9 protein-coding genes are annotated in these 9,884 nt (G+C 72.4%); 7 read left to right on the forward strand and 2 right to left on the reverse strand.

Annotated features, from left to right (window positions below; translation table 11 throughout):
• The 4 genes from GTW40_RS21540 to GTW40_RS21555 form a co-directional block, all read left to right on the forward strand.
• A partial coding sequence (locus tag GTW40_RS21540) for an AMP-dependent synthetase/ligase (protein ID WP_161181835.1) occupies window positions 1-1,290 on the forward strand: 1,290 nt, incomplete at its 5' end.
• A 250-nt stretch (window positions 1,291-1,540) separates the two neighbouring features.
• Window positions 1,541-3,409 (forward strand): ATP-binding SpoIIE family protein phosphatase, encoded by a 1,869-nt coding sequence (locus GTW40_RS21545; RefSeq protein WP_161181841.1) that lies wholly within the window; start codon window positions 1,541-1,543, stop codon window positions 3,407-3,409.
• Between the two features lie 42 nt (window positions 3,410-3,451).
• Complete coding sequence (hemW, locus tag GTW40_RS21550; protein ID WP_161181836.1) at window positions 3,452-4,684, forward strand: radical SAM family heme chaperone HemW; 1,233 nt, start codon at window positions 3,452-3,454, stop codon at window positions 4,682-4,684.
• Between the two features lie 82 nt (window positions 4,685-4,766).
• Entirely contained in the window at window positions 4,767-5,321 is a 555-nt protein-coding gene (locus tag GTW40_RS21555; RefSeq protein ID WP_161181842.1) for a Uma2 family endonuclease, read from the forward strand.
• Here the strand turns inward: GTW40_RS21555 and GTW40_RS21560 are convergent.
• Complete coding sequence (locus tag GTW40_RS21560) at window positions 5,299-6,111, reverse strand: DUF3097 domain-containing protein (protein ID WP_161181837.1); 813 nt, start codon at window positions 6,109-6,111, stop codon at window positions 5,299-5,301. The genes GTW40_RS21555 and GTW40_RS21560 overlap by 23 nt on opposite strands.
• A 34-nt stretch (window positions 6,112-6,145) precedes the next feature.
• Window positions 6,146-6,868, reverse strand: coding sequence for an MBL fold metallo-hydrolase (locus GTW40_RS21565; protein WP_161181838.1), 723 nt, complete (start codon window positions 6,866-6,868; stop codon window positions 6,146-6,148).
• A gap of 161 nt (window positions 6,869-7,029) precedes the next feature.
• Between GTW40_RS21565 and hrcA the strand changes: the two genes are divergently transcribed.
• The 3 genes from hrcA to GTW40_RS21580 all read left to right on the forward strand — a co-directional run.
• The gene (hrcA, locus tag GTW40_RS21570; protein ID WP_161181839.1) at window positions 7,030-8,046 is read left to right on the forward strand and encodes a heat-inducible transcriptional repressor HrcA; all 1,017 of its coding nucleotides are present in this window, start codon (window positions 7,030-7,032) and stop codon (window positions 8,044-8,046) included.
• The gene (gene dnaJ, locus GTW40_RS21575; protein WP_161181840.1) at window positions 8,047-9,192 is read left to right on the forward strand and encodes a molecular chaperone DnaJ; all 1,146 of its coding nucleotides are present in this window, start codon (window positions 8,047-8,049) and stop codon (window positions 9,190-9,192) included.
• Between the two features lie 146 nt (window positions 9,193-9,338).
• On the forward strand, window positions 9,339-9,884 hold a 546-nt coding region (locus tag GTW40_RS21580; RefSeq protein WP_202486232.1), incomplete at its 3' end, for a nitronate monooxygenase.

Raw genomic sequence — 9,884 nt, forward strand, 5'->3', positions numbered from 1 at the left:
CTCGCCACCCTGATCTACACCTCCGGCACCACCGGCCGCCCCAAGGGCGTACGGCTGCCGCACGACAACTGGTCGTACATGGCGAAGGCCATCTCGGCGACCGGGCTGCTCGGCCCGGACGACACGCAGTACCTGTGGCTGCCGCTCGCGCACGTCTTCGGCAAGGTGCTCACCTCCGGGCAGATCGAGATCGGCCACGTCACCGCCGTGGACGGCCGGGTGGACAAGATCATCGAGAATCTGCCGGTCGTGCGGCCGACGTACATGGCCGCCGTGCCGCGCATCTTCGAGAAGGTCTACAACGGCGTGGCGGCCAAGGCGCGCGAGGGCGGCGCCGCCAAGTACAAGATCTTCCAGTGGGCCGTCGAAGTCGCCCGCGAGTACGCCAAGGCGTCCCAGGACAGCTTCCGGCGCACCGGCACCGCCTCCGTGCCGTTCGCGCTCGCCGCCAAGCACAAGGTGGCCGACGCCCTCGTCTACGCCAAGATCCGCGAGGCGTTCGGCGGCCAGTTGCGCGCCTGTGTCTCCGGCGCCTCCGCCCTCGCCCCCGAGATCGGCTACTTCTTCTCCGGCGCGGGCATCCACATCCTGGAGGGCTACGGCCTCACCGAGACCTCCGCCGCCTCTTTCGTCAACCCGGGCGAGGCGTACCGCACCGGCACGGTCGGCAAGCCGGTGCCCGGCACCGAGGTGCGCATCGCGGACGACGGCGAGATCCTGCTGCGCGGCCCCGGCGTCATGCAGGGCTACCACCAGCAGCCCGAGAAGACCGCCGAGGTCCTCGAGCCCGACGGCTGGTTCCACACCGGGGACATCGGCGAGCTGTCGGCCGACGGCTATCTGCGCATCACCGACCGCAAGAAGGACCTCATCAAGACCTCCGGCGGCAAGTACGTCGCGCCCGCCGAGGTCGAGGGACAGTTCAAGGCGGTGTGCCCGTACGTCTCCAACATCCTGGTGCACGGCGCCGACCGGAACTACTGCACCGCCCTCATCGCCCTGGACGAGCCCACGATCCTGCAGTGGGCCGCCGACAACGGCCTGGAGGGCAAGTCGTACGCCGAGGTCGTCGCCGCGCCGCAGACGGTCGAGCTGGTCACCGGGTACGTGAAGCAGCTCAACGAGGGCCTGCAGCGCTGGCAGACGATCAAGAAGTTCCGGCTGCTGCCCCGCGACCTCGACGTGGAGCACGGCGAGATCACCCCGAGCCTGAAGCTGAAGCGGCCGGTGGTCGAGCGGGAGTACCGCGGACTGATCGACGAGATGTACGCCGGGGCGCGCGAGAACTGACCGGGCCCCGGGCCCCCCCGCCGGGCCCCCGGACCCGGACGCCGTACCTCCGCAGCCGTACCCCCACAGTCGCACGCACACGCACCCGCGGAACGGGCGTGAACCCCCCGAAGAGGGGAGTTCGCGCCCGTCTGCGCTCGAAAGTGTTCGTCTTCTGGCACACCAGTAGCACAGTTCCCCCGCACGACCGCTCATTTCGGTGACACCCCGCTTATGCGCGCCCCCTGTCTGTCACCCTGGCCGCATGGACATGGCGGCCATACCGACCCAGCGGGCGACCGACGCCCCCGTCGGTGACACGCCCGCGCACCCCGGCGCGGGTCCGCTCGGCGAAGGGCGGGCCACCCTCGCCGGGAGCCTCGCCGCGCCCGGCTCGGCCCGCGCCCTGGTGCGCGGCGCCTTCGCCGAGTGGACGGCCCTCGGACTGACCGGACCGGACGGCGACGTACGGCTGACCGACGACGCGATGGCCGTCGTCAGCGAACTCGTCACCAACGCGGTCGTCCACGCGGGCACCGAGGTCGAGATCGCCTGGCGCCTGGAGGCGACCGGCGCGTTCACCGTGGAGGTCCACGACCAGCACCCCGCGCGCGCCCCGCGCGACCCCTCCGACACCGACGCGCCCCCGGAGATGCCCGAGCACGGGCGCGGGCTGCGCCTGGTCGCCATCCTCGCGGAGACCTGGGGCGTCACCTACCGCGCCGGTGGCAAGACCCTGTGGGCGCGGCTGCCGCCCGGCGGCAAGGAGGAACCCGAGGGCCCGGGGCCCGTACCCGCCCTGCGCTCCGCCGAGGCCCTGGCACCGCAGCCGCAGCGCCCCGGCGGCGACCGGGACTGGCTCGGCCGGGGCGCGCTGTCCTTCCTCGCCGAGGCGTCCGACCTGCTCGCGGGCCAGCTCGACGAGAACCTGGTCGCCGCCCTCACCGGCCAGCTCCTGGTGCCCCGGCTCGCGGACTGGTGCGCGGTCTGGCTGGAGGACGAGGCGACCGTGCGCACCGGGTGCGGCTCCGGGCCTCTCCGGGTCTGGCACGCCCACGAGAGCCGCAGCGAGGAGTTGCTCCGCGCCCTGGAGAAGGACCCGCCGCGCCCCGACGGCGTGCGCTCGGGCCCGGAGCCGTACCCCTGGCCGGGTGCCGCGCTCGGCCCCGAGGGCACCCAGGGCACCGCGCTCGCCTACCGGCTCATCGCGGGCGGCCGCCCGTTGGGCACGCTGGTGATCGGCCGCTGCGGGCTGCTCCGCTTCCCCGACGAGGTGACAGGGCTGGTCGAGGACCTGGGGCGCCGGGTGGCGCTGGCCATCGGCGCGGCCCGGCAGTACGCCCGCCAGGCCACCATCAGCGCCGTCCTCCAGCGCGGCCTGCTGCCCGGCGCGGTCGCGGAGATCCCGGGCATGCGCAGCGCGCTCGTCTACGAGCCCCGCGACAAGGGCGGCCCCAGCGGTGATTTCTACGACCTGTTCCCGGCGGGCGACGGCCGCTGGTGCTTCGCCGTGGGCGACGTCCAGGGCAAGGGCCCGGAGGCGGCGGTGGTGATCGGCCTGGCCCGGCCGTGGATCAGGCTGCTGGCCCGCGAGGGCTACCCGGTCGCGGGCGTCCTCGACCGCCTCAACCAGCTCCTCCTGGACGACGCCACCGAGGCCGCCGACGCGGCCGCCCGCGCGCTGGTCGCGGCGGGCGGCGGCCCCATCGCGCCGGGGGAGGGCCCGCAGAGCCGTTTCCTCTCCCTGCTCTACGGCGAGCTGACGCCGCACGCGAACGGCGTCACCTGCGTCCTCGCCTCCGCAGGGCACCCGCTGCCGCTGGTGCTGAGCCCCGACGGCGCGGTGCGCAGCGCCGCCCGGCCGCAGACCCTGCTCGGCGTGGTCGAGGACGAGACCTACACCAGCGAGAGTGTCGAGCTGGAGCCCGGCGACAGCCTGCTGTGCGTCACGGACGGGGTGACCGAGCGCCGCTCCGGCTCCCGCCAGTTCGACGACGAGGACGGGCTCGCGCTCGCCCTCGCGGAGTGTGCGGGGCTGGACGCCGAGCGCATCGCGGAGCGCATCCACGACCTGGTGCTCGGCTTCGCCGCCGACCTGCCGGACGACGACCTGGCCCTGCTGGTGCTCCAGGCGGAGTGAGGCTCGGCCGGGTGCCGTCCCGAGTGCGGGACAATGGAGGACATGCCTTCCGCACTCCCCGACGGCGAGGCCGTCCCCGACGACGGCGCGCTGCCCCCCACCGCGCTCGCCGGTGCCGCCGAGCGGCCCCTCGGGTTCTATCTGCACGTCCCGTACTGCGCGACCCGCTGCGGCTACTGCGACTTCAACACCTACACCGCCACCGAGCTGCGCGGCACCGGCGGCGTCCTCGCCTCCCGGGACAACTACGCGGACACCCTCATCGAGGAGGTCCGCCTGGCCCGCAAGGTGCTCGGCGACGACCCGCGCGAGGTCCGTACGGTCTTCGTCGGCGGCGGCACGCCGACCCTGCTGGCCGCCGGGGACCTGGTCCGGATGCTGGGCGCGATCCGCGACGAGTTCGGACTCGCGCCGGACGCGGAGATCACCACCGAGGCCAACCCGGAGACGATCACCCCCGCCTACCTCGCCGAGCTGCGCGCGGGCGGCTTCAACCGGATCTCCTTCGGCATGCAGAGCGCGAAGCCGCACGTCCTGAAGATCCTCGACCGCACGCACACCCCGGGCCGCCCCGAAGCCTGTGTGGGCGAGGCCCGCGCGGCCGGTTTCGAACACGTCAACCTCGACCTGATCTACGGCACCCCCGGCGAGTCCGACGACGACTGGCGCGCCTCCCTGGAAGCGGCCCTCGGCGCGGGCCCCGACCACATCAGCGCGTACGCCCTGATCGTCGAGGAGGGCACCCAGCTCGCCCGCCGCATCCGCCGGGGCGAGGTCCCCATGACGGACGACGACGTCCACGCCGACCGCTATCTGATCGCCGAGGAGTTGCTCTCCGCGGCGGGCCTCCACTGGTACGAGGTCTCCAACTGGGCCACCTCCGAAGCGGGCCGCTGCCTCCACAACGAGCTGTACTGGCGCGGCGCCGACTGGTGGGGCGCGGGCCCTGGTGCCCACAGTCACGTGGGCGGCGTCCGCTGGTGGAACGTGAAGCACCCGGGCGCGTACGCGGCTGCGCTGGCTTCGGGCCGCTCTCCGGGCGCGGGCCGCGAACTCCTCTCCGAGGAGGACCGCCGCGTGGAGCGGATCCTGCTGGAGCTGCGGCTGCGGGAGGGCGTCCCCCTGTCCCTCCTGAAGCCGGACGGACTCGCGGCTTCCCGCCGGGCCCTGGCGGACGGTCTGCTCGATTCCGGCCCGTACGACGAGGGGCGCGCGGTGCTGACGCTGCGGGGGCGGCTGCTGGCGGACGCGGTGGTCAGGGACTTGGTGGACTGATCACTCACCGGAGTGAATCAGTGCGGATCGGTGATTCGGTCCCTAATCTGGTTCGTAGGCTGGAGTTGTGGACGAACTCGGGATGGCCAGGTACTTCGACGAGTTCGTTCCCCCTGAAGGAGTCAAAGCCGAGCTTCTCCGGGGCGTGATCGTGATGAGGGTCGGCCCCGGCCTCGTGCATAACAGGATCGTTGCCGAGGTGCAGGACCGGATTCCACGGCAGCGTTGGTCACCTCTGCAGAGACAGGGCATCGAAATCCTTGGCGAAGCCAGCGAGCCCGTCCCGGACCTGGCAGTTCTCGCGCGTGATCGTCTGCCGGATTACGGACGCCTGTTGCCGAGTCAGTTGATCACCATGGTCGTGGAAGTCGTATCCGAGACCGGCGTTCACTACGACTACGTGATCAAGCGTCCGATCTACGCCGCAGGAAAGATCCCCGCCTACCTCATCATTGACCCGATCATGGCGCACTGCGTCCTGCTGACGAAGCCGTCGGGCCAGGGCGACGAAGCCGACTACCGAAGCCAGGAGATCGTGGAGTTCGGCGATCCGCTGCCGCTGGACGATCTCGGGCTCGAACTGGGCACCGACGAATTCGGCACCTTCTCCGGCGTCAGGCCCCACCGCTACCCGTAACAAAATCGATCAGCTCCTCCACCCTCCCCAGCAACTCCGGCTCCAGCTCCCGATACGACGTCACCTTCGCCAGAATCGCCTGCCACACCGCCCCCGTGTTGTCCGACGGCCACCCCAGTGCCCGGCACACCCCCGTCTTCCAGTCCTGGCCGTGGGGGACCCGGGGCCAGGCGGAGATGCCGAGGGCGGACGGCTTCACCGCCTCCCAGATGTCGATGTACGGGTGGCCGACGACCAGGGCGTGGTCGCTGGTCACCGACTGGGCGATGCGCCACTCCTTCGTGCCGGGGAGCAGGTGGTCCACGAGGACGCCGAGGCGGGCGTCGGGGCCGGGGGCGAACTCCGCGACGACGGAGGGGAGATCGTCCACGCCCTCCAGGTACTCCACCACCACGCCCTCGATGCGCAGGTCGTCGCCCCAGACCTTCTCGACCAGTTCGGCGTCGTGGCGGCCCTCGACGTAGATGCGGCCGGCGCGGGCCACGCGGGCGCGGGCGCCGGGGACGGCCACGGAGCCGGAGGCGGTGCGGGCGGGGCGGAGCGGGGCGGCGGAGGGGCGTACGAGAGTCACCACGCGCCCCTCAAGCAGGAAGCCGCGCGGTTCCAGGGGGAATATCCGGTGCTTGCCGAAGCGGTCCTCCAGGGTCACCGTGCCCGCCTCGCAGCGGATCACCGCCCCGCAGAACCCGGTGCCGGGCTCCTCCACCACCAGGCCCGGCTCGGCGGCGACCTCGGGCACCGGCCGCTGCTTCTTCCAGGGGGCGGTCAGATCGGGGGAGTACTCGCGCATTCCCATGACGATAGGAGAACCCGCCCCGGCCCCCTCACGACACGCCGAAACGCGCGGCCAGGGCGTCGCGTTGGCGCCGTACGAAGTCCGCGTCGACCACCGCTCCGTGACCGGGGACGTACAGCGCGTCCTCGCCGCCGAGGGCGAGCAACCGGTCCAGGGCGGCGGGCCAGCGGGCGGGTACGGCGTCCGGGCCCGCCTGGGGTTCGCCGGACTCCTCGACCAGGTCGCCGCAGAAGACCACCTCCGGCGAGCCGGGGACCAGGACCGCGAGATCGTGGGCGGTGTGGCCCGGGCCGACGTTGGCCAGCAGCACCTGACGGCCGCCGCCGAGGTCGAGGGTCAGCTCGCCCGAGACCGGGTGGAGCGGCACCGGCAGCGTGGCGACGGCGTCGTCCGCCTCGGCGACCGGCAGGCCCTGAGCGATCGCGTCGTGCCGCAGTTCCCCGGCCTCGTGCGCGAGCACCGCGTCCATGCCCACCGCCGCGTACGCCTCCGCCCCGCCGAACGCGGCCGCGCCCAGCACATGATCGAAATGCGGGTGGGTCAGCGCGAGATGGGTCACATCGTGGCCCGTCAGCTCCCGCACCGCCGCCTTCAGCCGCGCCCCCTCCGCGAGGCTCGCCCCCGCCTCCACGAGCAGTGCCGTACCCGCCCCGACGACCAGCCCCGCCGTACAGTCCCAGCCCGGCAGGCGGCACCGTCCGACGCCCTCGGCAAGTCGCTCCCACCCCAGGTCTTCCCAAGTCACGCTCATACCGGGACGCTATCGGCAAGAAGCCGGTGCAGTACCGCTGACCTTGCCCGGGCGGTACCCCGCGGCCGTACACTGGGCCGGGGAAGTCTGGCACTCGCATGAGCAGAGTGCCAGGGAGCAAGCCGAGTGCCGTGGGGCGACAAGATGGAGGTGCGCGCCGAATGCTGAGTGAACGCAGGCTTCAGGTGCTGCGCGCCATCGTGCAGGACTACGTGGGCACCGAGGAGCCCGTCGGGTCGAAGGCGCTCACCGAGCGGCACAACCTCGGCGTCTCCCCGGCCACCGTGCGCAACGACATGGCCGCCCTGGAGGACGAGGGCTTCATCGCCCAGCCGCACACCAGCGCGGGCCGCATCCCCACCGACAAGGGGTACCGCCTCTTCGTCGACAAGCTCGCGGGCGTCAAGCCGATGTCCGCGCCCGAGCGGCGCGCGATCCAGAACTTCCTGGACGGCGCCGTCGACCTGGACGACGTGGTGGCCCGTACGGTCCGGCTGCTCGCGCAGCTGACCCGGCAGGTCGCCGTCGTGCAGTACCCCTCGTTGACCCGCTCGACCGTGCGGCACGTGGAACTGCTCTCGCTCGCCCCCGCGCGCCTGATGCTCGTGCTGATCACGGACACCGGCCGGGTCGAGCAGCGCATGGTCGACTGCCCGGCGCCGTTCGGCGAGTCCTCGCTCGCCGATCTGCGGGCCCGGCTCAACAGCCGGGTCGCCGGACGCCGGTTCTCCGACGTGCCGCGACTGGTCGAGGACCTCCCCGATGCGTTCGAGGCCGACGATCGCGGTACCGTCTCCACAGTGCTCTCCACACTGCTGGAGACACTGGTCGAGGAGAACGAGGAACGGCTGATGATCGGCGGCACCGCCAATCTCACCCGTTTCGGACATGACTTCCCCCTGGTGATCCGGCCCGTTCTGGAGGCACTTGAGGAGCAGGTCGTGCTGCTCAAACTCCTCGGCGAGGCCAAAGATCCGGGCGTCACCGTGCGTATCGGGCACGAGAACGCCCACGAAGGACTCAACTCCACGTCCGTCGTGTCGGTCGGCTACGGTTCGGGCGGCGAGGCGGTTGCCAAGCTCGGCGTGGTCGGACCGACCCGCATGGACTACCCGGGAACGATGGGAGCGGTACGCGCAGTGGCACGGTACGTCGGACAGATCCTGGCGGAGTCGTAAGTGGCCACGGATTACTACGCCGTTCTCGGCGTGCGCCGCGACGCGTCGCAGGATGAGATCAAGAAGGCGTTCCGCAGGCTCGCACGCGAGCTGCATCCGGACGTCAATCCCGATCCGAAGACCCAGGAGCGGTTCAAGGAGATCAACGCCGCTTACGAGGTGCTGTCGGACCCGCAGAAGAAGCAGGTCTACGACCTCGGCGGCGACCCGCTCTCCCAGGCGGGCGGCGCGGGTGCGGGCGCGGCCGGTGGCTTCGGCGCCGGTGGCTTCGGCAACTTCTCCGACATCATGGACGCGTTCTTCGGCACGGCGTCGCAGCGCGGCCCGCGCTCGCGCACGCGGCGCGGCCAGGACGCCATGATCCGGATCGAGGTCGAGCTGGACGAGGCGGCCTTCGGTACGACCAAGGACATCCAGGTCGACACCGCGGTCGTCTGCAACACCTGCAACGGCGAGGGCGCCGCCCCCGGCACCACCGCGCAGACCTGTGACATGTGCCGCGGCCGCGGCGAGGTCTCCCAGGTCACCCGGTCCTTCCTGGGCCAGGTCATGACCTCGCGGCCCTGCCCCCAGTGCCAGGGCTTCGGCACCGTGGTCCCGACCCCGTGCCCGGAGTGCGCGGGCGACGGCCGGGTCCGCTCCCGGCGCACCCTGACGGTGAAGATCCCCGCCGGTGTCGACAACGGCACCCGCATCCAGCTCGCGGGCGAGGGCGAGGTCGGCCCCGGCGGCGGCCCCGCCGGTGACCTGTACGTCGAGATCCACGAGCTGCCGCACTCCACCTTCCAGCGGCGCGGTGACGACCTGCACTGCACGGTCACCATCCCGATGACGGCGGCGGCCCTCGGCACCAAGGTGCCGCTGGAGACGCTGGACGGCATGGAGGAGGTCGACATACGGCCCGGCACCCAGTCCGGCCAGTCGATCCCGTTGCACAACCGGGGCGTCACGCATCTGCGCGGCGGCGGCCGGGGCGACCTGATCGTGCACGTCGAGGTCATGACCCCGACCAAGCTCGACCCCGAGCAGGAGCGGCTCCTGCGCGAACTGGCCAAGCTGCGTGGCGAGGAGCGGCCCACGGGTCAGTTCCAGCCCGGCCAGCAGGGTCTGTTCTCGCGGCTGAAGGACGCGTTCAACGGCCGCTGACGGCGAGCGTCGGTGGGGAGGGGGGTGCCCGGCACCCCCCTCCCTCCGTTTCCGGGGTCCTCCCTCCGTTTCCGGCCCTCCGTTTCCGGGGCAGGGAGCGCCGGGCCCGATTCGGACTCGCGCGGCGGACGTGACACGATGCGGACATGCCCCGCACCCTCGCCGATCTCCTCGTGCTTCCGATCGTGCAGGCACCCATGGCGGGCGGCGTCTCCACGCCGGAACTGGCCGCCGCCGTCTGCGAGGCGGGCGGCCTCGGCTTCCTCGCCGGGGGCTACAAGACCCCGGACGCGCTGCGCGCGGACATCGAGCGACTGCGCTCACTGACGAGCCGCCCCTTCGGCGTCAACCTCTTCCTGCCCCAGCCGCAGCCCGCCGACCCCGCCGCCGTCGAGCCGTACGCCGCCGGCCTCGCCGGGGAGCGCGCGCGCTACGGCACCGCGACCGGCGACCCGTACGGCCCGGGCGAGGACGGCTACGACGCCAAGCTGGCCCTTCTCCTCGCCGACCCGGTCCCCGTCGTCTCCTTCCACTTCGGCGTGCCCGAACCCGAGGTCCTGGCCGCGCTGCGCCGGGCCGGGACGCTCACGCTGGTCACCGCCACCACCGCCGAGGAGGCCCGCGCGGTCGAGGCCGCCGGGGCCACCGCCGTCATCGCACAGGGCGTGGAGGCGGGCGGCCACCAGGGCACC

Origin of the sequence: Streptomyces sp. SID4985 (assembly GCF_009863025.1) — a bacterium.
Taxonomy (GTDB): Bacteria; Actinomycetota; Actinomycetes; order Streptomycetales; family Streptomycetaceae; genus Streptomyces.

Bases quoted from the DNA above. Each gene is read 5' to 3' on its own strand.
- hrcA (WP_161181839.1), top strand. From the start codon at position 7,030: ATGCTGAGTGAACGCAGGCTTCAGGTGCTGCGCGCCATCGTGCAGGAC.
- hemW (WP_161181836.1), top strand. From the start codon at position 3,452: ATGCCTTCCGCACTCCCCGACGGCGAGGCCGTCCCCGACGACGGCGCG.
- GTW40_RS21545 (WP_161181841.1), top strand. From the start codon at position 1,541: ATGGCGGCCATACCGACCCAGCGGGCGACCGACGCCCCCGTCGGTGAC.
- GTW40_RS21555 (WP_161181842.1), top strand. From the start codon at position 4,767: ATGGCCAGGTACTTCGACGAGTTCGTTCCCCCTGAAGGAGTCAAAGCC.
- GTW40_RS21565 (WP_161181838.1), bottom strand. From the start codon at position 6,868: ATGAGCGTGACTTGGGAAGACCTGGGGTGGGAGCGACTTGCCGAGGGC.
- GTW40_RS21560 (WP_161181837.1), bottom strand. From the start codon at position 6,111: ATGCGCGAGTACTCCCCCGATCTGACCGCCCCCTGGAAGAAGCAGCGG.